This is a genomic window from Photorhabdus cinerea (assembly GCF_011189575.1).
Taxonomy (GTDB): domain Bacteria; phylum Pseudomonadota; class Gammaproteobacteria; order Enterobacterales; family Enterobacteriaceae; genus Photorhabdus; species Photorhabdus cinerea.
In genome coordinates, this window is record NZ_PUJW01000001.1 from 282201 (window position 1) to 302654 (window position 20454).

Here is a 20454-nt window from a genome sequence, read left to right on the forward strand (position 1 = left end):
GCTGCTAGTCACTCTTGTCGATTAAATTAGGAATGGCCTTATTTTATCTGTCAGGCCAATGGTTAACTTGTAAAAAACGTCAGATTATTTTAGCCAATCGTTACTCTTTACCATACCTGGCCCGGCTGGGAGTACAATCAAAGCGCCGTCGGTAGCTTTGGGTAAAGTAGGATTGACTGGAGAATCCAGCTTCCATAGAGATATCAACAATACTCATTTCGCTATTGAGGAGTAGCTGATGAGCATAAAGAATACGGCGCTCACTGATCCAGGCTCGTGGTGATATTCCGTATACAGAACGAAACAGCTCTTTGAAAGTGGTTAATCCCATGCCGAATTCTTTAGCAAATTCGCTAAGTTTCCACTCTTTGAGGTAGTGATTTTCCATAAAACTTTGCAAACGTTCTACCTGGCGATTGCTTAGTTGTCGTAACACTGACATGAGCAAATTACCTTGCTCCCCAAATGCCAACAGCAATAGCAATTCTTCTGCTCTTAGTTGACCCAAGGCGGGAGGATAATCATGAGCCAATAGATCAACTAATCCGTGAATACTTTGAGACAATAGAGGGGATGAGATAAATGCAATTAATTCGGGTGTTGGCACATTGTGTCGTTCGACTTCACTAAGTAGAGTACCAAAACGTTGCAGAAAACCGTGAAGAAAAGTTGTACTCAGGGGCAACCAGAGTACCTTACAGGTGTCACTGCGAGTTTTTGCTGGATAACTGCCACGACGAACAAAAAGCAGCTCGTTGCGGGAGATATCGTAGGTATGGGTACTGTCCTGCCATGTCATTTCACCTTCGAGCAGGATATATATCCCTTCCTGATGATGTTCTATAACGTTGAAGGCAGGCATGCTACTCTGGAATAGAGTGATATCCATTCCTTTCCCTGATGTTATGATGCCGTTCATTTTATTGTCCTGGGTCTATTGGTGTTGTCTTAAAAAAATATAAATCACGTTATTTTTATTGATATTAACTATATGTTTTCTTTAATTTTACTACCTGTAATAGACAGGAAGAATAATTTTTCGTACTTAAATTGGATAGTGAATTGTAATGCCTTTTGATTAAAATGGTTTTTCTTTTGGTGGGCCTACTATCCCTACCTAAATAATAGTATTATTTTTACGTTTTATAAACGATAGATGAAAAGTGATAAATTTTTATTCATAATAACAAGTACCTATAGATTTAGTATTCTTAGCGTCTATCTCAGTAAGTGTGAATTGTTGCATACCGTTTTTGTGAATGACATTCTTATGTATGAGTAGTAAACACTGCTCAGATTCGCATTGTTATTACATTAAAACAACGCAGCAAATAAATAAGATAACCTAATGGATAGGCAGTTAGTCATAAACTGAGTTTTTATCCAGACTTAAATTTTCTCCTTTTTATTTCAAGTGATGTATAAATAATTCAGAATATGTCAATTATTGTAATGATTAGCTGAATATTATTGATTAAAAGATACAAAATCAGTATAAAATGAAACCTGATAGCTCAAATAGTCCTCGCATAATAATAGATCATTTGATAAGAAATTCAAATTTGGTTTGAACGATTTGATTAATAGATAAAAAGAAGAAATCAACCCAAGCGCATTGAATTGTTTATTTTAATATCGTTTAAAGAATACTACGCCATCATTGGTAATTTTTCTTAAATTTATTGTTTTATCTTAAACTTATTGTAATTATGCAATTTGGTAACGATAGCCTGAGTCATTTTTGTTTGCATTGAGCATTGGGAAATACTTTAACGCCAATGCTCAATTCATATTATATTATGTTTACTGTATTCACGGTGGTGATGTTTATCTGAATTAAACAAACATCATCTCCGTCGGTTTAGTAATGTCGTCGTCAGGTGGATTTAATATAGGACTTAGGGCTTGGTGACCATCAAGTAATTTATGATAAGCAGAATCACATTCGTCTTCTGTTGCTTCTGTGGAAAGGGGCAGCCATAGTAGCAAATCCCCAGCAACATCAGCAGTGAGCCGTACAGGGTATAAAGTTGAAAAAGGATTGTTCACTTGTAATAATTGCAGCATAACGCCTTGCAGAACTTTACCTGGATAATCACCTAATTTAACTGCTAGCAAATAATTCTCATCAAACCTTTCTAGCAGGACATCGGGAGCTTGTTTGTTTTTGATACACAGCGTCTCTCCCGCTACAGGCAACTCTAGTTGATATTTTTTTAACCATTCTTGTAACATATATTATTCCTATGCCGTTTTGATCATCCAGGCTTTAGCCAGTTCTACCGTTGTTGAAGAGAACGGTTTTTTCCAAGGTTTCATTCTTGCTCCATAGTTATCCGCCAGTTCTGTGAGAGCCTGATTGACTTGCTCGGCGGTTGTTGCTCTGGCAAGGCTATGTTCGACTTTACGTAATAGTGCGATGTTAGAGGCAGGTTGTCCCATTCGGAATAATGATGGATAAACTACTTCACGTGTAATATTCAACGCAATATTAGCGACATCTCTGCGTCTTGCTTCTGTCAGTGCTTGTCCTAATACAGGGGAGTCAGTTTTTTTCCCTGCACTGGCACTGAGTAATCGTTGGAATATTGGGTTATCGCTCTGATTCAATTCGCCAGCAATCCATGCTTTACGCTCAGATGTCGTCGCTAAGGCATCCAGTTTCTGCAATGTAGATTGCATGAATGGGGTTATGGTTAACTGATGATCGTTCTCTTCACTGATAATCACCGCCGCTAATTCAGACAGGAATTCCCGGGCTTCAGCACGGAATTGCGCAATGTCTGAGGTTGCTTCTTTGGATTGTGTCGCAACAGCTGAGAACATTTCATCATCTAGAGAGAGTAATGCTTGTTCCAGGTTATCAAAACGGTGCTGTTCTGTTTGTTTTTCCCGATTCTGCAAGTGTTCTGTGACGGCGGAGTCCAACTTTTCTTGTAGTTGGTTTTTTATTTCCCCGCTCATGGTGAAATTCAATGTACCGTTGAGCGTATCGCTGAAATCACCCATCTCTGTTTTTAGCGGGACTGTGACTATTTGTTCTTTGTATGTTTTCAGCCCGTTGACTTGTAATGCGCTTCTGGCCGTGACAGGGGCACCTACGATCCAATCTACTATTGTCGAACTAAGATTACCTTTGGCTGGTACCTTTACCTTCTCTCCTTCAAATTCCAAGATCAGGTTGTCATTTTGCCGAATGGGGGAGTGTTGATGATGTGGATTAATCATCTCAGGGACCGGTACGTTTAGCATCACTCCCCCGTCCTGGAATTGGGTAATTTCTTGTTCTGACTGGAAAGGTTGGCTGTGTTCTTCAGGTTTAGAAAATACGATGGGGAAAGAGCCTGAAATATGGGCAGCACGGGCAATTTCCATGTAAGGGGTGAGTGTTGAGCTGAAAACGACCATTTGTGGCTTACCATCAAACATTGCGGTTCCGGTAATATTCAGTGCTTTTATCTCGGGAATGTGTTTACTTAGAATATCCAAATCCTTAAATGTCACTCCTCCCCCGTTGCTGAGCCGATCACGGATGGACGTAATGTCAGGTTTATTGGAAAGTTCTGGGTGGGCTGCTATCTGCTTTAGCATTGATTTAGCGGATTCCTGGCGGATAACTTTTTCCAGTGGTACAGCTTTGGACTGTATACGTGGAAGCAGCTTATAAAGCAGGTCAACCAGCTTTCCTAGTGCGCCAAAAGGACCCGCAAACTGTTTACCGGAGCGGGTGATAGGGGGCGAGTTTGATTGTGCCTTGCTGTTGGGTTTATCTAACAAGGAAATTAGGTCCATTTCATCAGAGAGTTTTTTAAAGCCTGCTGCATTCATACCAGATGCCAATAGTGCGGCAGTAATCCCGCCCGCAGAAGAACCTGACATGGTACGGATGCCTTTTAACATTCCCTGCTCTTCTAAGGCTTTGATAGCTCCGGGATAGGCGGCGCCTTTAGCTCCTCCTCCACTGAGTACCAGGCTAGTTAATGGCGGGCGATTCAACTCCAGGCTGACACTACCATTTTCAAATTGTTTTAACGTAATGTTTCGTTTTCCAGCATCTTCTGCCATAACAGTGGCGTTGCCCCGTGCGGCTGGAGACTGGATTAGGTTACGAACGGTCGTCTCGGTTGGGAGACGTAAAGTTGCCGCTGCACTTTTCAAAGCATTGGTGAGACTTTGAACTACGGGGTTTTTGGTAACGTTTGTTGGAGACGTATAATTTTTTGTTGCTTCATGAGTAGGAGAAGATATTTTTAAAGGATTAATCTGAATTTGCATCTTTAGATACTCTCCAAAAGAATTTTAGAGAGATACTAATGCAAGACACGCAAATCGTTTTACGTAATTAGTCGAGTTTTTATCAAGTTGCTTCGTCGCTTAAAAGAAAAGTGGTTTAACAAGCTATAAATTGAACAAACCTTAAATAAATAGAGTTGCCGACGATGATCGAAACATAGTGAACATTTACCTGTGGCGTTATCGGTATGGACGGTTTTGCATTATCAAAAGTCTAATAATATATGGAGAAGGTTATAATTCAGGAGAGCGATCCTGCCATTGATCTAACCAGCGTAGAACTTCGGCGGTGGCTTGGATAAGATCAGCTGGAATATAGTGGTCGATGAGACTATCTTGATAAAGTGTCCGTGCGAGAGGGATTCGCTGTAATACGGGGATACCTTCTTCCTCGGCAATACGCCGGACCTGTAGGGCCTGGGCATCGGTAAACTTGAGCGTGATGAGAGGTAAAGGTGTTTCTCCTTTTTTATAACGGATACCGATGGCAAGGTGAGTTGGGTTAGCAATTATCACTGATGAATTCTTGACGCTGGCGCGCATATTGCCTGATTGTAATTCCTGGTGAAACTGGCGCCGTTTACTTTTGATCTCTGGGCTGCCTTCACTTTCTTTATATTCCCGTTTAATCTCGTCTTTGCTCATTCTGAGTTGTTTAATATGTTGGTAATGTTCGAAGGCATAATCGGCAATAGAAATGATAACAAACCCGATACCGCATACAGTCATTAGCTGGGTTAACATCATACCAAGTACAGGAATAATACATCTTGACCCGCATTCCGGTAGGTTTAGTAGCCCCTGTAGATTACCTTCCAAAGTAACCCAGATTAGGGTACAGAGTAGGCCAACTTTGAGTATTGATTTGACGAATTCTACCAGGCTCTTGATAGAAAAAATTCTCTTGGCACCTTCGACAGGGTTGATTTTTTTAATATCAGGTTTGATTGAATTCCCACTCAGCAGGAAACCGTATTGAGCGAAGTGTGATACCAGCGATAATGAAACGGAAACGCTCAAAATTGGCAGGCAGAGGTAGACCAGTTCCTGCATCAGGTTTTCAACGACATGATTGAAGGCTTGGGGGAAAGGTTTCTCCAGTAGGTTAGCTGGGATCAACATCAGTTTACTCAGATGTTCCAAATAGTAATCAGACATAACCATTATCATACCGACCAGCCCCAGGATTAAGGAGGTAGAGACTATTTCAGTACTCTTAGTTACCTGGCCCTTCTTACGGGCATCTCTGAGTTTCTTGGGGGTAGGTTTTTCAGTCTTTTCTCCACTCATGGGGCCTCCAGGATAGGGGTTAACATGTGTAGAGGTGAGAATATTAACAACACCTTATCATAGGCATGGTGCATCAGTAACCGGATATAGATAACCAGTAACAGGCTGGCAATTGCGCTCTTGATCGGCATTGCTAATACGAAGACGTTGAGAGAGGGAGCAAAGCGGCTAATCAGTGCTAATCCAAATTCTGCCAGAAACATGGCAATTAACAGGGGGGCAGCCATCAAGGCACAGAGTTGTAGCAGATAACTGAACTGACCATAGAAAAAACTGATCCACTGGTTGGTGATTTGGGGGAAGAATTGAGTTACCGACCAACTGTTATAGCTCTGAAATAGGGCACCAAGAAGACTAAGAAAAGCACCACCGGAGAAAAAAAGTGTGATTAGGGTTTGAGTTAATAACAGACCGGTGGGTGAGGTTTGACTTCCTAGGGAAGGATTAAGTACTGAAGCCATTGTTGCTCCCCGCTGGTTATCTACAATAAAACCTGTGGCTTCCATGGCCCAAAATGGGATAGAAGCGATAAAGCCGATTAGTAAGCCAAGCAGGACTTCTTTGCCAAGCAGCAGCATCAATTCCAGGCTGCCAAAAGTGGGCAGAGAGCTACCTGCTATCGTTGGGTAAACATAAAGGGCCAGTGAGCAAGCTACACCGTTGCGAATCATTCCTCCTCCCAACATTTGTTTGCTGATGACAGGGAATATCACAAAACAGCTCATAATGCGGGGTAACAGCAGAGTATAAGCAAGTATGTGTTGCTGGAACTCTTGTAGCGTCATTTGATCAGTGGCACCTTGGAAAAGGCCATATTGGCGAAACTGTAGAGTTCATTGCCAAGCCAGGTAGCAGTGGCAAACAGAGTGATGATGACCGCAATTAATTTGATGACAAAACCCAGCGTTTGTTCTTGTATCTGGGTGAGTGCTTGGATCAGAGAAACCAGTGTTCCCACTGCGGCAGCCATCAGTACAGGTGGCAGGGAAAGGATTAACACTAACCAGAGAGATTGGCTGGTGAAATGTAGAATATCAGCGTTACTCATATTTAACTTCCATAACTGATGACAAGGCCGTGTGTCAGGCGTGTCCAGCCATCAAGCAGGACAAATAGTAGTAACTTGAAAGGAAGAGAAATGGTCATGGGAGAGACCATCATCATCCCCATTGCGAGCAGAATGTTAGAAATAATGAGATCGATCGCAATAAATGGCAAATAAAGAAGAAACCCAATTTCAAATGCTCGGGTTAACTCACTGACGGTAAAGGATGGTAGCAAGATTAGCAGGCTGTCTGGTTCCAGTCGGTCTGCGTATTGGTTTGGCCAAATTTGTCGGGTGCTATCGATAAAAAAAGCTCGTTCACTGGGTTTAATATGTTGTTTGAGAAAGTTCCGATAAGGCGCCATGCCTTCTTCCAGGAATTTTTCTACTGATTGCGCGTTGCTAAATGAAACTTCGTTCTGGCGCAGGTAATCCTGAGTAGCAAAACCCACAGGAGCCATCACATAGATAGTGAGGATAATTGCCAGCCCATACATAGCCATGTTGGGTGGGATTTGTTGTACTCCCAGGGCATTACGTAATAAGGAAAATACCACAGTCAGTTTGAGAAAAGAGGTAGCCATCACGGCAATAAAAGGGAGCAGTGATAGTAGTGCAAGTCCGATGATGAGATCTAGCTCGTCCGGTAGCTGGATCATGATTCTTTCTCCATGGCAAGGCGCTCAACTCTTATTCCCAGACGCCCCTGAATATCCACTAGCCTCCCTGAGCCGAGACATTTTTGGTTGACGAGAATACGTACTTCGCCATCTGGCGGGACACCAAGATCGAGCAATGAACCGGGTTGTAGACTGGTAAGTGTATGTAAATCAATAACCTGCCGACCTACTTCGAAACTGACATGAACCTCTAAGCTGTCTAAGTCCGTTACTGACGAAGTGTTACTGGGACTGTCAGGAGAGGGTGTGTGCATAGTGATTAACTCCAGTCTATATTCATGATATTTAAAGTAGGCCCAGGGGCGTCTTTCTAGGTATCCTAACAGAGGAGTATCCGGTTGCTGCTGGGGGGACAGTAGCAGTACATCCCCTGATTCCACGGTGCGAAATTCGTTCAAGGTCAGGTTTATTGCCCCCCATTGCAGAGAAAGCCGCAATGGAATGGTCAGGTATTCGCCCGGTTGACGTTTTGGCAATATGGCAAGTAAGGGAGAGGGTTCTGGTAACCAGAGCGGTAATGTGGCACCTTGCCGCTCAAAGCGTAATAGTAAGCAGACTGATAAAGCGGGAGCCGATGTGGTACGCAGTGCTGACCATGATAGATCGGATAGCATCTTACTCTGGTATTCCAGCAGTGATAGCAGTAGATCTTGTGGAAGTGAGGATAAGTCTGCTTGTTGCAGATCAGGAGCAAGCCACAGGCCCAGTTCAGCTGCATGGCAATAAAAACAGAATGTATGTCCTTTCCAATGGGCAAGTAGTACTCTATCCAATGTTTGCGGGGGAGAGACGATATCTAGGGAGAGGTGACCATTAGCCCAGCTAAATTGTTGCTGATGACGACTCAGGGTCTGACGCAAGGTCAATTCTTCCAGTGAGACTTTGGGTAAGGTCAGGCTATTCATACATCGTCTTCCCATTCTTCATATATGTTGCGACGTTGTCGCGAACCATGCTCGCTATCCGTTTGAGACGGAAGAGAGAGTTCGATCGTTTGTGTTGGATAAAGGAGCTGTAAACGTTCAAGCAGCTCAAAGCGTGCCTGCTTCATTAGTTGTTGGGCTGTCGGATTCGCCAGAATCTCTATTTGAAGTTTGCCATTCTCGTTGGTTAGTTGGATCTCAAGAGCGCCCAGGTTAGGCAGTGTCAGGTGTAATGTCGTCGGATGTGGATGTCGTGTTAGTTCTATACTGATCTCTATACCCAGTTTATCAATCAGCGCCGCTAAAAGGGGAGAAGTGGCTGAGGCTGCTTGCATCGTAGCTAGTATGCGCTCTCCTGGCAGGAGTTGTGTTTGTGGCAAGAAGAGCCCTTTCCCATCTGATTCGTTAGGGTAAGAGGACTGAGTGTCAGATTCTGTTGGCTTCGACGCCGACAGAGGGGGCATCTCTAATTCGTTGAGGAGCTTGCTTTCTGCAATACCAAGTTCATTGGGATGGTAGATAGGTATAGGTAAAGTCAGATCTGCTTGCTGGCGAGGAATTACCCTTTGTTGTGTGTCTGGTCGTGTGGATATATCAGGTGTTGTCTGAGTCGCCGGGTAGTCTGTCGGTTTATTGTTTGGGTCTTCCCGTACAGGGATAGCTGCCGTGTCAGGATAAGAAGTAATAGTAGATGTGATATCGACCGGTTCTAGATCAGAAATGGGTTGGGTGTTCTGGTTTGTCTGACGCGTCGGGAGATCAGGTATTGCCAGAGAGCCTGTCCATTTATGTGTCAGAGACTGTTTTATTTCAATCGCGATTTCATTGAGGTGATGAACAGATGCCGATAGATTTTCTTTCTGATCCAGTTCAGCTTCCCAGTAGCTAGAGTTTATATCACCTCCTTGAGAGGGGGTTGGTGCATCACGGTTTAGCAGTGGTTGGAGAGCCGTTTGCTGTGTATCTGGTTGGGTGGCGAATATGTTTGGCGTTGTTTTAGTCACTGGATAATATGCTGGTTCACCGTTTGCGTCTTTCTGTACAGCTATGGTGTTTCTCTGTTTGTGTTCAATGATTGTCTCCGCAGGGGGAGAAACAAATGTTGGTAAGATTTCCCTCTGATTTGGGCTAGCCTGGCTCTCTTCTCTATTATTATGTGAAACGGGAGAGATACTATGGTGTGGCTGTGGGAAAGAATGTATACCCGAGTCATTGGTTGTTAGGGGCATGGAGTCGAATGAAGAAAGTTCCTCATTTGAGTCATCCGTGGAATGCAAATTCGCTGTTCTGTTATTTGTCTTCGTGTCATTTAACGATTGTTCCGACCGTGGTGGTATTGGCTGATGTGTGTGAGAGGTGATAGCCAGCTCGAAACGGCGTTGCAAGTCTGCGTCTGCCGCCACGGAGGACTCTGGGAGGGAGGATACACCTTTGCCGATAGCTGTCAGTGGGTTCATGCTTTTCTGTTTTATACTCTTTCTTGACGATGGAACTCTTCTTGTTCCAGCTCTTCCTGGTATTCACTTTGGATACGGAGCGCTTCTTGTTTCTGGCGACTCAATTCATTAAATTTTTCTTGTTGACGGCGTGCGTGGTGCAATATGCGTTGGCACTCTTGTAATTGGCGGAACTCTAGCTCCACTTGTTCGAGTATTTCAGCGACTTTCTTCTCCAGTTGCGCTTCATTTTCACGCAACAGGGCAACTTGTTGCTGCCAGCGTTCAAGCCCTTTGCGGTCAATGGGTTTGCCTTGACACAGTTTAAAAAGACGCTGTTCTTCTTTTATTCGCCACTGATAGTAATCTTGCACATTTCGTAAGGCTTGTTGGTGGCGTTGATGAGCCGTTTGAAGTTTTATTTGTTGCAATGACAAATGTTGTTCAGCGCGTTTGACGCGCAACGCTTTTATACGTTGTAAGCGATCAATCATTATTTCGTTATCTGTTGTAAGAGCGCTAGAGTTTGCGGCAGATCACTTGGCTCATGAGTACCTTGACGCAACCAACCTCGTATTGCTTCAATACGCGCAATAGCGTTGTCGGCAACAGGATCTTGCCCTTTTTGGTATTCTCCAATCTGGAGCAGAAGTTCAACCTCTTCATACTTAGCTAGCCACTGGCGTAACAGGTTGGCCTGAACTCGGTGTTCGGGGGTGATAATCTGATTCATCACCCTGCTAGCGGAACGTAATACATCAATAGCCGGGTAGTGGTTAGCCGCGGCCAACTTGCGTGACAGAATAATGTGGCCGTCTAGGATAGAACGAGTTTCATCTGCCACGGGTTCTGTCATGTCATCTCCTTCTACCAATACGGTATAAAGGGCTGTAATTGAACCTTTGTCAGATTGACCAGCACGTTCCATTAACCGCGGTAAGGCCGCGAAGACTGATGGAGGGTATCCTCGTCGGGTTGGCGGTTCACCGGCAGCCAGACCTATTTCTCGTTGAGCTCGGGCGAAACGGGTCACGGAGTCCATCAATAGTAGTACTCGTTTGCCCTGATCGCGGAAATATTCGGCGATTGACGTGGCTACGAATCCTGCCTTAGCCCTCTCCATGGCTGGACGATCTGAGGTTGCTACTACTAGCACTGAGCGTTTTAGTCCCTCTTCACCCAGATCCGATTCGATGAATTCTCGTACTTCTCGACCTCGTTCACCGATGAGTGCCAGCACGGTAACATCAACTTCGGCATTACGAATTAATGTAGATAACAGCGTACTTTTTCCACCACCCGCAGCGGCAAAAATCCCCATACGTTGCCCTTCACCACAGGTTAGCAAGCCATCAATAGCTCTGATTCCAAGTGAGAGCGGGTGTTCAATCCGTTTACGACTCATTGGTGCTGGAGCGTCTCGATAAACTGTATACCAGGTTTGTGGCTCCGGTAATTGGCCGCCAGAAAATGGGTTACCCAATCCGTCAAGGACTTGCCCTAATAGATAATCACCAACCCCAACTTGATGCATAGCACCGGTTGGACTCACTTCTGTATTCGAAGAGATGCCAAACATCTCACCAAGTGGTGTCAACAGAGCTTGATGTTGCTGGAAGCCGATAACCTCCGCCAAGAGCGACAATGTATTATCAGGATTGCGCAGGTGACAAAGTTCACCGATCCGTACACCAGGAATAACGGCTTTGAGCAGGGTGCCTGTAACCTGGGTAACTCTACCGCGAATCTGAATCAGTCGACATTCCCTAATGGCATGGTGCATTTGGCCGGGAATGTGGTCTAGAGAAAGTTTCATAGTCGTTATATGTAATCTCTGCTGCCAACACTATAAAGTAGGGAATGGAGGAGGGATTGCAGTCTGAGTCGGGAGTTTTTAGAAAATGGTTGTAGTTTACATGACTATTCCCCAATCGCTTTGAGGGCAGTTTCTGGCGGATTTTGCTAAAAATTCACGACTGATTTTGGCATAGACACTGGGTTGGTATCTTTATAATTTGTCCATTATTAACTCTGATATGACAGGTTAAACCGTGGGTATTATCCAAAATCATCTTCATTCGATGACTTTGCCAGAACCTGATGCCGGGATTGCAGCACAACAGAAACAGGAGATCGGCCAGTTTCAGGGAGAGAAAGCGGTGCTGGTAGCTGCATCCCAATCTTTTGCTGATGCAGCGGAAGAGCTTACCTTTGCATTTTCGGAACGTAAGGATATGCCGCTCTCCAGACGTAAGGTTAGCGATGGACATGCCCGGGTGAGGGAAATTGAGGCATTGGTGAGTGAATATCTTCAGAAGGTGCCGGATTTGGAGCGTCAACAAAAGATCAAGTCATTGATCTCTTACTTAAATAACGGTCAACTGGTTAATATTTCTCAGCTACAGGCTTATCTGGAGAGTTTCTCTGGAGAAGTGAGTGAGCAATTTTATGCGTTAAGTCAGGCCCGCGAAGCGTTGGCAGGTAGGCCAGAAGCACGCGCTATATTGACATTAATTGAACATGAATTGTCACGTTTAGCACAAGAGCAAGGCGTAGCTATTGAATCAGGTGCTCGTATTACTCTTGATGCGACAATAGCGGCTCAAGATGGAGTGGGTGAATTGCAGGCATTGCGTAATATCTATCGTGATGCAGTTATGGATTATCAAGGGCTATCGGCAGTCTGGCGGGATATTCAGTCCCATTTCAAGAGTAGCTCTGTGATGGAAGTGACCGGGTTTATCATGAAAGCTTTGAGTGCTGATCTGGACAGCCAACCGCGGCATCTTGATCCTGTGAAGCTGGAGCGAGTGATGAGTGACATGCATAAGCTCCGTTTGCTTAACAGTTTGTCAGTTCAGGTTGAGCAGTTGTGGAAAAGCGTGATCGAAGGGGAAAGTCATGGCATACGGGCCTTCTGACCTTATGGGAGATGTTGTTTCTTTGATCGAGAAACGCTGGGCCAATGTGCGGGATGTTGAAATGCTCTGTCATGCTTTAGGGTTGCAGGATAGCCAAACTCAAATTCATTTCTACCGGGAATTGAAACGACTGATTCGGCTGATTCCGGTGGAAGTGTTTAGTGATGAGGAACAGCGCCAAAACCTGCTTAATTCCTGTCAATCGGCACTTGATACGGCAATTGAGAGTGAAGATGAATTGTGGTCAGGAGAAGGAACATCATGAACTGGGTAGAGCCACAATTGCTCCAATTTTGTCAGGATTTGGGTGTGGAAATGTCCGATGCTTCCAGTCCTTTGATCCAAATAGATTTTGAGTACTCTGGCACGTTACAGATTGAACGTTATGGTGGGTTATTAACGCTTTGGCTGGCCAGTGAAATCCCTTGGCATCAGGGGGGAGACGTGATGGTTAAGGCAATGTCGCTCACTTTTAGCGGGTTGGGACCTGAATTACCTCTGCGCTGTAGCTGGTTGGGAGATGATCGTCTGTTATTGTTTGTTACATTAGATGAACGGTGCGTAACGCTGCCTTTGCTGCATCAGGCATTTTGCTCTTTATTGAGGGTACAGCGTGAGGTGCTCGCTTCGTGAGTAGAATCGCTTCCGCCCATATAGGAATTGAGCAACTGACGGCAATCAGCCGGGAAGAGATAGCAGTTGGTTTGCCCGAACGCTATGCGTTATTGCCCGATGGTCAATCCGTTGAGACCCATTCTGCACGTCTTTATCCAGCTAACAAAGCTGAGCAAGCTTTACTGGCTTTTGCCTGCCCAAAAGATGGGTTTCATTCTCTGTTGCGTCCGCAGGATTTCCGTCAGGCTGTCAGTAGCCTGCGAGCGACTTTACAACAAGGTGATGATATTAGGGTACGGAATGCCGTTTCCTTGTTGGAAAATATGAATCAAGATGAACAGTTGTTGCAGATGGCTCTACATCTGTTACACAAGGTATGACCATGACTCTCAGTTCTAAACAGCAGAGCGCTTTGCTACTGCTCGGTTGGCTTCAACTCCAGTACGGTCATCCTGAACGGGCTCGTATTTTGTTGGATGCATTACTAGCTTTGCATCCTGAACATCAAGAAGGACGTCGAGCTTTGGTAGTTTCATTACTTAAGCTGCAACGGGGAGGTGTGGCAAAAGAGCATTGTATGCTCTTACAGGAGCAGGGAGAACAAGGTGCAGCCCTCTGGCTTTGTGTCAGCCGAGCTTGCCAACAAGAGGGAGATTTGGAAGAAGCTCGTAGTGCTTATCAGCGTTATCTCTCCCAAGGGACTCCACTGTGAATCGTGGGTTTGAGTTATTACGTCTGCTCGGCGAGCGTAAAGATATTATGCTAGCAATATTGTTGCTGGCTGTTGTCTTCATGATGGTGTTGCCACTTCCTCCTGTCCTGCTTGACATTTTGATCGCCATTAATATGACTATCTCTGTCGTGCTAATGATGATGGCGGTCTATATAAATTCACCTTTGCAATTTTCTGCTTTCCCGGCAGTTTTGTTGGTAACAACTCTGTTTCGCTTGGCGCTTTCAGTGAGTACCACCCGAATGATCCTTTTGCAGGCTGATGCCGGGAAGATTGTTTATACCTTTGGTAATTTTGTTGTTGGTGGAAATTTGATAGTAGGGATAGTGATCTTCCTGATTATCACTATCGTACAATTCATCGTCATAACCAAAGGTTCGGAACGTGTGGCTGAGGTCAGCGCCCGCTTTTCCCTTGATGCTATGCCCGGTAAGCAGATGAGCATTGACGGAGATATGCGTGCTGGAGTGATTGACGTCAATGAAGCCAGGGAGAGGCGCAGCATTATCGAAAAAGAGAGCCAGATGTTTGGTTCAATGGATGGCGCAATGAAATTTGTTAAGGGTGATGCTATTGCTAGTCTCCTCATCATCTTTGTCAACATCCTGGGGGGAATAACTATAGGTGTTACTCAGAAGGGGATGGCAGCTTCTGAGGCATTGCAACTCTACGCTATTTTGACCGTTGGTGATGGCATGGTTGCTCAGGTTCCGGCACTGCTGATTGCTATCACGGCGGGTATTATTGTTACTCGGGTTTCATCGGAAGATTCCTTGGATCTGGGTAATGAGATTGGCGAGCAGATCATTGCTCAACCTAAGGCGCTGCTGATTGGTGGTGTTTTATTGGTATTGTTTGGCCTTATTCCCGGGTTCCCTACATTAACCTTTTTGATGCTTGCGCTGGTGGTGACTGGTGGAGGCTATTTTTTGTTCCAACGTCAGCGGCAAGTCAACGCTAGCCAGCAAACTGACCTTCCTAGTTTGTTAGCTCAAGGGGCGGGTGCTCCGGCAGCTAAACCTAAATCTAAGCCTAAGATCGGTAGTAAGGCCAAAGGTGGGAAACTTAGTGAGAAAGAGGAATTCGCTATGACGGTTCCTTTACTTATTGATGTGGATGCTGGGTTACAAGCTGAACTGGAAGCTATTTCGCTTAATGATGAATTAATACGGGTACGACGCGCGCTCTATTTAGACTTGGGAGTCCCATTTCCAGGTATCCATTTACGCTTTAATGAGGGTATGAAGGAAGGAGAGTACCTGATCCAACTACAAGAGGTACCTGTTGCCCGTGGTCGGTTGCGTTTGGCACATTTGCTGGTACAGGAACCGGTCAGTCAGTTGGAATTGTTGGCTATTCCCTATGAGGAAGGAGAGCCGTTGTTACCGAATCAACCTACTTTGTGGGTAGCTGAAGCACACCAAGAGCGTTTATCTAAGTCTGGATTGGCGGTTTTATCAATGTCTCAGGTAATAACTTGGCATTTGTCACATGTGTTGCGGGAATATGCGGAAGATTTTATTGGTGTTCAGGAAACCCGTTATCTTTTGGAGCAGATGGAAGGCAGCTATGGTGAGTTGGTCAAGGAGGCTATGCGCATAATCCCACTGCAACGGATGACAGAGATACTACAACGACTGGTAGGAGAGGATATCTCTATTCGCAATACACGCGCGATTCTCGAAGCCATGGTGGTATGGGGGCAAAAGGAGAAAGATGTGGTGCAATTGACGGAGTATATTCGTAGTAGCCTCAAACGTTACATTTGTTACAAATACGCTAACGGCAATAACATTCTGCCTGCTTATCTGCTGGACCAACAGGTAGAAGAACAGATCCGGGGAGGAATTCGCCAGACGAGTGCAGGGAGTTATCTGGCGCTGGACCCGGCGGTGACTCAAAGTTTCCTTGAACAGATGAAGAAAACTGTAGGCGATTTAACGCAGATGCAGAATAAGCCAGTGTTGATCGTATCAATGGATATTCGTCGCTATGTACGTAAGTTAATTGAGGGTGATCACTATGGTTTACCAGTCCTTTCATACCAGGAGTTGACTCAACAGATTAATATTCAGCCTCTTGGTAGGGTTTGTCTATGAATCATGATCCGTTTACCCCGTGGTTTGAAGCGCACGGTTATTCGGTGCTACCTCACTGTATGGGGAATAGCTCAATTCCTCTTGGCTGGCGTGTGTGGTGTGAAGGCTGTGAAATTGCCTGGCGCTATGATGCACCGAGGGTTTGGATCATTATGTTGCGCCGAACCCGACAACGCCAAGGACTTGCTAATCCATTTGCTCCTCTTTATCTATTGGCAAAAGTGACTTTGGAAGTGCTTGGACCGGGTAGTCGGCTTTATGGTCAGGTTAATACCTTGGTTGATTCACCCCTTAATGACGAACGTTTGGCTCGATTTTACCACCGCTGGGCAGGAGCAAGAGAGGTAACACCTGGCTGGTTCGAGTTAGAAGTTAGTTGCGTTATATCGTTACCTCAAATGAGAAAACAACAAAAAAAAGTCCAACTTTGACAGGAAGAATCAATATCTATCTTTATTATAGGAGTCACTGATGCAAGAGGAACCCAATGCCAAAGTACTGTTGGCCGCTGAGATAGCTATTAAGGATAGCGATCACAGATTACAGTTATTGCAGGAGATGTGGCAATCCCTTGGTGTTAACCCCAATGTGGGGGCTGAGCTGTTTGGTCATACTGATCTTGCTCTAGTTCAGAGTGCTGAGCAGGAGCTAGTGACAGAAGTTAATCGCTTACGGAACAGTCATCCCCACTCTTTGGAAGAAGGAAAGCGTCTCCGTCGCCCGCCCCGTATGCGCGGCATCATAATATAAGGATTTAACAGTGGATATTAGCTCTTATCGTAGTAACTTACAGTTTTCTCTGGCAGAGCTGGATAAGGTTTCGCTGAAAGATCTGCAAGATTCTAAATCTGTGGCGCTTAATCAACTGGTTTCGCTTATCCGTGATAAAGATATCAAGATTGCAGTAAAAGATGATCCTGCTTATGTAGGGGTTATTACTGACGATGAAGAGCGCCTAAAAAAAATGGTTATTCATTTTCTAGAGACGGAGGATGCTGCTGCTGTTAAGAAAGGGTATCTGGCTAGCGGAATAGAAAATGGGATCGAAAGTATTAAATCTCTCTTGAGTGATACTTATAAAAAAGATGCGCAAGGTAAGCCGACGACTGAATTAAAAACCCACTGGGATCTAAGAGAATTTTTGGCTACAGCGCATTTTAAATTACCACAGAATCGCCTTGATGATGCTGTAATTAATATATTTGCTTCTGTCATGTTAGGTCATGATGAAAAACGACAACTACTGCGTAATGAGCTTACAGCACTGACTGCGGAGCTGAAGATTTACAGCGTTATTCAATCGGAAATTAATGCGAAATTATCAGCTAAGGAAGAGAGCAATCAGAAACTTTCTATTGATGGCAGTAATTCTTTCAACTTGCTGGATTATAAAAAGTATGGTTTTGACAATGATGATGCTTTTAGGAAGAGTGCTGAATATCAATTATTGAATAAGATATCTCCTGACTCAACACACATATCTATTAAGACATTTTTGGAAAGTCCTAACAAGCAGAGTGGTGCAATGGCAGGTCTGGATAATTTATATGAATATGAAAAAGACAATAACCGTCTGGCCAATTTTTCTACTTCAGTCAACGACCGCGTAAGTCCATTAAACAATTCTGTCCAAGAAAAAACGACTCGGCTAAATGATATTAGTTCTCGTTACAATGCCGCCATTGAAGCGTTAAATCGTTTTATCCAGAAGTATGACAGTGTTATGCGCAGCATTCTCGGCGCAATTTAAGGAATGATTATGGAGCACCAAGAAACATTTACGACTTCTGACCAATATGCACAAGAATTGGAGGCTTTTCTTCATGATGGTGGCACTCTTGCCATGTTGAAGGATGTCTCCAGTGATACGCTTGAACAACTTTATTCATTAGCATTCAACCAGTATCAATCAGGTAAATGGCAGGATGCGAATAAAATATTTCAGGCTTTATGCATGCTAGATCACTATGATGCTCGCTTTTTCCTTGGATTGGGTGCATGCCGCCAAGCAATGGGGCAATTGGAACAGGCGATTCAAAGCTATAGCTATGGAGCAATGCTTGATATTAATGAACCTCGTTTTCCATTTCATGCTGCTGAATGCCTCCTGCAATTAGGAGAACTCGATGGGGCAGAGAGTGGTTTCTACTCGGCCCAACAGCTTGCGGTAGTTTTACCGGAACACGCTGCTTTAGCTGCTAGTTGCACGGCAATGTTAGAAGCCATGACAATAAAAAGGAATCAGGAAGATGGATCTGATAGTAAATAAACCCCAGGTTCTTCCAGTACAGAATGACGCTTTGGTTAATAATGTCTCGGCGACTACGTCTTCTAAGGAGGATCGCGTTACATTGAGCCAGGCTGGTGACCAACCATCTAATTCTAATGTGGTTAGGTCAATAAGAGTATCATTGCCGGTACCATTGGCAGTGAGTAATACTCTCCTCGATGTTCAGCAACAAGAAGAAGTTGCTCATCTGCTTGAATCGGTTACTCAAGGAACGAAGCTGGCAGTCGGGGTAATTTCTCGGTTGGCTTCTCTGAATATATCTTCACCTGCGGCATTCGAAATTGAACTGGGCAAACTGACCAGTGAGATCGAACATAATCAAACGGATCTTAGGCTCCAGGATATCCAGCGAGCACGTCAGCAAAGTTTGCAGAAAATGGATGAGAACCAGCATAAGATCAAAGAGGCAGAAAATTCAGCTAAAGAGGCGCAGAAATCTGGACTGTTTTCTAAAATCTTTGGTTGGATCAGTGCGATTGCTTCAATTGTGGTCGGAGCAATCATGGTTGCTAGCGGTGTTGGTGCGGTAGCAGGCGCTTTGCTGATTGCCGGAGGGGTACTTGGCGTAGTATCGCAGGGACTGCAACAAGCAGCTCAGGACGGTTTAATTAGTAAAGAAACCATGAAGTGGTTGGGGCCAGTAATAACTGTACTTGAGGTTACGATGGCTGTGGTGGCAGCAGCGGTCAGTTTTGGCGGTTCAGCCGCTGGAATGCTCGCTAAAATGGGAGCCAAGATTGGCGGTAAAGTTGCTGAAATGACGGCTAAGGTAGCAACAAAGGTTACAGAGTTTACTGCAAAAATGGCCGGTACAGCAGCTAATACTCTGTCTCGTAGCGTGAAAGTAGGTATACAGGTGAGTGACATGACGGTTGATTTCGCTAATGGTGCTGTTCAAACCGCCAATTCTGCTTTCCAGAGCAAAGCAGCTAATCGGCAAGTTGATGTGCTACTTTCACGTAGCGAATTGACGGCATTCCAGGCTGTTATGGACAGGCTTAAAGAAGAGTTGTCCCAGATGGTGGAGTCTTTCCAACATGTGATGGAAATGGTTTCCCAGATGCTTAATGCCAGAGGGGAAATGATGAACAATCTTGCCAGTCGGCCACGTGAAATTTAGGGAATAACAAGATGAGTTTTATTGATAGCGTTAACGGTCATCAGTCGATTACTTTTAGTAACAGTGCTGATGTTATGGTTGATAAAAGTGCTGAATCAACAATACATGCTGCGGCTGTTCAACAGCCGGGAAAGACTGGGTTTATGGATAAAGTTGACTTGATTGCACCGAAGCAGGCTTTGGATCTCAGTCGCTTAGGAAAGATCAGGCAAGAATTAGATGGTACATTGAACACGATATCGTTGCTTTTTGAAATTGCCAGGAAGATGCGTGAATTGGGTATCTTGCAGCGTGATACGGAAAACAAGGCGGCTATTGGTGCTCAGAAATTACAAGTGAATGAAATGCGCCATGCTGCTATGTTGGTAATTGCTGTGGCGGTTGTTTCTGGTGTGATGACGTTTTTTTCAGCTCTGATGGGAGCCTTTTCGGCTGTTAAAAGTAGTCAGGTGGTTAAGCAGCAGAAAACGTTAGAAAATAATATTGCTGGCCGTAATGAATTGATTGACCTTAAGTTGCAACAGCTAGGGAAAAATGGAGATGTGGATCGGGCTGCGGTTAGTAAGGTATGGGCCAAAGAACAGTTTGCTGATGAAAATGCCCTGAAATCGCTTACTAGAGTGTTTGATAGTCTTAGCAGCAAACAGCAGATCTTCAGTTTAGTGATGAACTCGTTATCAAGTATGTCTAATAATTCAGTGCAAGTAGAGCAAGGGCTTTCTCAGGCTAGAGCCAAGGAACATGAAGTGGATGCCTCTGTGGCTCAACACGAAAAACAAAAAAGTGAAGATCAGATTTCATTGAATAACAATTTCATGAGAGATGTTTTGCAATTGTTGCAACAACTTTCTCAGAGTTATAACCAGGCATGGCGTGCGGCGGCTGGTGTGGTGTAACGCGGTAGTAACTGTTTGTATAAGCTTGAGCGCATCGAAAGGTGCGCTCTTATTGATAGATGGCTGCTATTGATTTTGTTTTTAAAATCCGCGGGTTATCACTAAAAGCATAA

23 protein-coding genes are annotated in these 20454 nt (G+C 44.5%); 12 read left to right on the forward strand and 11 right to left on the reverse strand.

Going from position 1 to position 20454, the window contains the following annotated elements; all coding sequences use genetic code 11:
• Positions 1-100 precede the first annotated feature (100 nt).
• From C5469_RS01310 to sctN, 11 genes are all read right to left on the reverse strand, one after another.
• On the reverse strand, positions 101-919 hold the full coding sequence (locus tag C5469_RS01310; RefSeq protein ID WP_166301249.1) for a helix-turn-helix transcriptional regulator: 819 nt from the start codon (positions 917-919) through the stop codon (positions 101-103).
• 917 nt (positions 920-1836) lie between these two features.
• The gene (locus C5469_RS01315; protein ID WP_054477428.1) at positions 1837-2235 is read right to left on the reverse strand and encodes a type III secretion system chaperone family protein; all 399 of its coding nucleotides are present in this window, start codon (positions 2233-2235) and stop codon (positions 1837-1839) included.
• 9 nt (positions 2236-2244) lie between these two features.
• Positions 2245-4275, reverse strand: a complete 2031-nt coding sequence (locus C5469_RS01320; protein ID WP_166301251.1) for a patatin-like phospholipase family protein — start codon at positions 4273-4275, stop codon at positions 2245-2247.
• Positions 4276-4527: 252 nt separating this feature from the next.
• Positions 4528-5583: a type III secretion system export apparatus subunit SctU gene (gene sctU, locus C5469_RS01325; protein ID WP_166301253.1), complete on the reverse strand. Its 1056-nt coding sequence runs from the start codon at positions 5581-5583 to the stop codon at positions 4528-4530.
• Positions 5580-6368 (reverse strand): type III secretion system export apparatus subunit SctT, encoded by a 789-nt coding sequence (gene sctT, locus C5469_RS01330; protein ID WP_166301256.1) that lies wholly within the window; start codon positions 6366-6368, stop codon positions 5580-5582. The genes sctU and sctT overlap by 4 nt, the downstream gene beginning before the upstream one ends.
• The gene (gene sctS, locus C5469_RS01335) at positions 6365-6631 is read right to left on the reverse strand and encodes a type III secretion system export apparatus subunit SctS (RefSeq protein WP_166301258.1); all 267 of its coding nucleotides are present in this window, start codon (positions 6629-6631) and stop codon (positions 6365-6367) included. Before sctS ends, sctT begins: the two co-directional genes overlap by 4 nt.
• 2 nt (positions 6632-6633) lie before the next feature.
• Positions 6634-7287 (reverse strand): type III secretion system export apparatus subunit SctR, encoded by a 654-nt coding sequence (gene sctR, locus C5469_RS01340; RefSeq protein WP_166301260.1) that lies wholly within the window; start codon positions 7285-7287, stop codon positions 6634-6636.
• Positions 7284-8213 (reverse strand): type III secretion system cytoplasmic ring protein SctQ, encoded by a 930-nt coding sequence (gene sctQ / locus C5469_RS01345; RefSeq protein WP_166301263.1) that lies wholly within the window; start codon positions 8211-8213, stop codon positions 7284-7286. The genes sctR and sctQ overlap by 4 nt, the downstream gene beginning before the upstream one ends.
• Positions 8210-9688, reverse strand: coding sequence for a type III secretion system needle length determinant (locus C5469_RS01350; protein ID WP_166301265.1), 1479 nt, complete (start codon positions 9686-9688; stop codon positions 8210-8212). Before C5469_RS01350 ends, sctQ begins: the two co-directional genes overlap by 4 nt.
• Before the next feature lie 11 nt (positions 9689-9699).
• A complete protein-coding gene (locus C5469_RS01355; RefSeq protein WP_166301267.1) occupies positions 9700-10161 on the reverse strand; it encodes a type III secretion protein in 462 nt (153 codons plus the stop codon).
• Positions 10161-11483 carry a type III secretion system ATPase SctN gene (gene sctN, locus C5469_RS01360; protein WP_166301270.1) on the reverse strand — a complete coding sequence of 441 codons (1323 nt, stop codon included), beginning with the start codon at positions 11481-11483 and terminating at the stop codon, positions 10161-10163. Before sctN ends, C5469_RS01355 begins: the two co-directional genes overlap by 1 nt.
• Positions 11484-11718: 235 nt before the next feature.
• On the opposite strand from sctN, the gene sctW reads away from it, so the two are divergent.
• Genes sctW through C5469_RS01420 form a run of 12 tightly spaced genes read left to right on the forward strand, consistent with a single transcriptional unit; the run spans position 11719 to position 20341 of the window.
• Positions 11719-12588 (forward strand): type III secretion system gatekeeper subunit SctW, encoded by an 870-nt coding sequence (sctW, locus tag C5469_RS01365; protein ID WP_339413327.1) that lies wholly within the window; start codon positions 11719-11721, stop codon positions 12586-12588.
• Positions 12569-12853: a TyeA family type III secretion system gatekeeper subunit gene (locus tag C5469_RS01370; RefSeq protein WP_166301272.1), complete on the forward strand. Its 285-nt coding sequence runs from the start codon at positions 12569-12571 to the stop codon at positions 12851-12853. Before sctW ends, C5469_RS01370 begins: the two co-directional genes overlap by 20 nt.
• Entirely contained in the window at positions 12850-13221 is a 372-nt protein-coding gene (gene sycN, locus C5469_RS01375) for a type III secretion chaperone SycN (RefSeq protein ID WP_166301275.1), read from the forward strand. The genes C5469_RS01370 and sycN overlap by 4 nt, the downstream gene beginning before the upstream one ends.
• Positions 13218-13583 (forward strand): YscX family type III secretion system protein SctX, encoded by a 366-nt coding sequence (sctX, locus tag C5469_RS01380; protein ID WP_166301277.1) that lies wholly within the window; start codon positions 13218-13220, stop codon positions 13581-13583. Before sycN ends, sctX begins: the two co-directional genes overlap by 4 nt.
• Before the next feature lie 2 nt (positions 13584-13585).
• Positions 13586-13915 carry a type III secretion system chaperone SctY gene (gene sctY, locus C5469_RS01385; RefSeq protein ID WP_166301279.1) on the forward strand — a complete coding sequence of 110 codons (330 nt, stop codon included), beginning with the start codon at positions 13586-13588 and terminating at the stop codon, positions 13913-13915.
• Between the two features lie 47 nt (positions 13916-13962).
• Positions 13963-16035 carry a type III secretion system export apparatus subunit SctV gene (sctV, locus tag C5469_RS01390; RefSeq protein WP_166301682.1) on the forward strand — a complete coding sequence of 691 codons (2073 nt, stop codon included), beginning with the start codon at positions 13963-13965 and terminating at the stop codon, positions 16033-16035.
• Positions 16032-16466 (forward strand): LcrR family type III secretion system chaperone, encoded by a 435-nt coding sequence (locus C5469_RS01395; protein WP_166301280.1) that lies wholly within the window; start codon positions 16032-16034, stop codon positions 16464-16466. Before sctV ends, C5469_RS01395 begins: the two co-directional genes overlap by 4 nt.
• A 40-nt stretch (positions 16467-16506) precedes the next feature.
• Positions 16507-16785, forward strand: a complete 279-nt coding sequence (locus C5469_RS01400; protein WP_149616237.1) for an LcrG family type III secretion system chaperone — start codon at positions 16507-16509, stop codon at positions 16783-16785.
• Between the two features lie 10 nt (positions 16786-16795).
• Positions 16796-17785 carry a virulence-associated V antigen gene (locus C5469_RS01405; RefSeq protein WP_166301281.1) on the forward strand — a complete coding sequence of 330 codons (990 nt, stop codon included), beginning with the start codon at positions 16796-16798 and terminating at the stop codon, positions 17783-17785.
• A 9-nt stretch (positions 17786-17794) separates the two neighbouring features.
• Positions 17795-18304, forward strand: a complete 510-nt coding sequence (locus C5469_RS01410) for a SycD/LcrH family type III secretion system chaperone (RefSeq protein ID WP_166301282.1) — start codon at positions 17795-17797, stop codon at positions 18302-18304.
• Positions 18285-19445, forward strand: coding sequence for a type III secretion system translocon subunit SseC family protein (gene sctE, locus C5469_RS01415; RefSeq protein WP_166301283.1), 1161 nt, complete (start codon positions 18285-18287; stop codon positions 19443-19445). Before C5469_RS01410 ends, sctE begins: the two co-directional genes overlap by 20 nt.
• Before the next feature lie 11 nt (positions 19446-19456).
• Positions 19457-20341: a YopD family type III secretion system translocon subunit gene (locus C5469_RS01420; protein ID WP_166301284.1), complete on the forward strand. Its 885-nt coding sequence runs from the start codon at positions 19457-19459 to the stop codon at positions 20339-20341.
• Positions 20342-20454 lie beyond the last annotated feature (113 nt).

Excerpts from the sequence above, each read along its gene's own strand:
- C5469_RS01355 (WP_166301267.1), bottom strand. The coding sequence starts at position 10,161 with ATGATTGATCGCTTACAACGTATAAAAGCGTTGCGCGTCAAACGCGCT.
- C5469_RS01320 (WP_166301251.1), bottom strand. The coding sequence starts at position 4,275 with ATGCAAATTCAGATTAATCCTTTAAAAATATCTTCTCCTACTCATGAA.
- C5469_RS01410 (WP_166301282.1), top strand. The coding sequence starts at position 17,795 with ATGGAGCACCAAGAAACATTTACGACTTCTGACCAATATGCACAAGAA.
- C5469_RS01395 (WP_166301280.1), top strand. The coding sequence starts at position 16,032 with ATGAATCATGATCCGTTTACCCCGTGGTTTGAAGCGCACGGTTATTCG.
- sctN (WP_166301270.1), bottom strand. The coding sequence starts at position 11,483 with ATGAAACTTTCTCTAGACCACATTCCCGGCCAAATGCACCATGCCATT.
- sctQ (WP_166301263.1), bottom strand. The coding sequence starts at position 8,213 with ATGAATAGCCTGACCTTACCCAAAGTCTCACTGGAAGAATTGACCTTG.
- sctE (WP_166301283.1), top strand. The coding sequence starts at position 18,285 with ATGGATCTGATAGTAAATAAACCCCAGGTTCTTCCAGTACAGAATGAC.
- C5469_RS01310 (WP_166301249.1), bottom strand. The coding sequence starts at position 919 with ATGAACGGCATCATAACATCAGGGAAAGGAATGGATATCACTCTATTC.
- sctR (WP_166301260.1), bottom strand. The coding sequence starts at position 7,287 with ATGATCCAGCTACCGGACGAGCTAGATCTCATCATCGGACTTGCACTA.
- C5469_RS01420 (WP_166301284.1), top strand. The coding sequence starts at position 19,457 with ATGAGTTTTATTGATAGCGTTAACGGTCATCAGTCGATTACTTTTAGT.
- C5469_RS01350 (WP_166301265.1), bottom strand. The coding sequence starts at position 9,688 with ATGAACCCACTGACAGCTATCGGCAAAGGTGTATCCTCCCTCCCAGAG.
- C5469_RS01315 (WP_054477428.1), bottom strand. The coding sequence starts at position 2,235 with ATGTTACAAGAATGGTTAAAAAAATATCAACTAGAGTTGCCTGTAGCG.
- sctV (WP_166301682.1), top strand. The coding sequence starts at position 13,963 with ATGCTAGCAATATTGTTGCTGGCTGTTGTCTTCATGATGGTGTTGCCA.
- sycN (WP_166301275.1), top strand. The coding sequence starts at position 12,850 with ATGAACTGGGTAGAGCCACAATTGCTCCAATTTTGTCAGGATTTGGGT.
- sctU (WP_166301253.1), bottom strand. The coding sequence starts at position 5,583 with ATGAGTGGAGAAAAGACTGAAAAACCTACCCCCAAGAAACTCAGAGAT.
- C5469_RS01400 (WP_149616237.1), top strand. The coding sequence starts at position 16,507 with ATGCAAGAGGAACCCAATGCCAAAGTACTGTTGGCCGCTGAGATAGCT.
- sctS (WP_166301258.1), bottom strand. The coding sequence starts at position 6,631 with ATGAGTAACGCTGATATTCTACATTTCACCAGCCAATCTCTCTGGTTA.
- sctT (WP_166301256.1), bottom strand. The coding sequence starts at position 6,368 with ATGACGCTACAAGAGTTCCAGCAACACATACTTGCTTATACTCTGCTG.
- C5469_RS01370 (WP_166301272.1), top strand. The coding sequence starts at position 12,569 with ATGGCATACGGGCCTTCTGACCTTATGGGAGATGTTGTTTCTTTGATC.
- sctY (WP_166301279.1), top strand. The coding sequence starts at position 13,586 with ATGACTCTCAGTTCTAAACAGCAGAGCGCTTTGCTACTGCTCGGTTGG.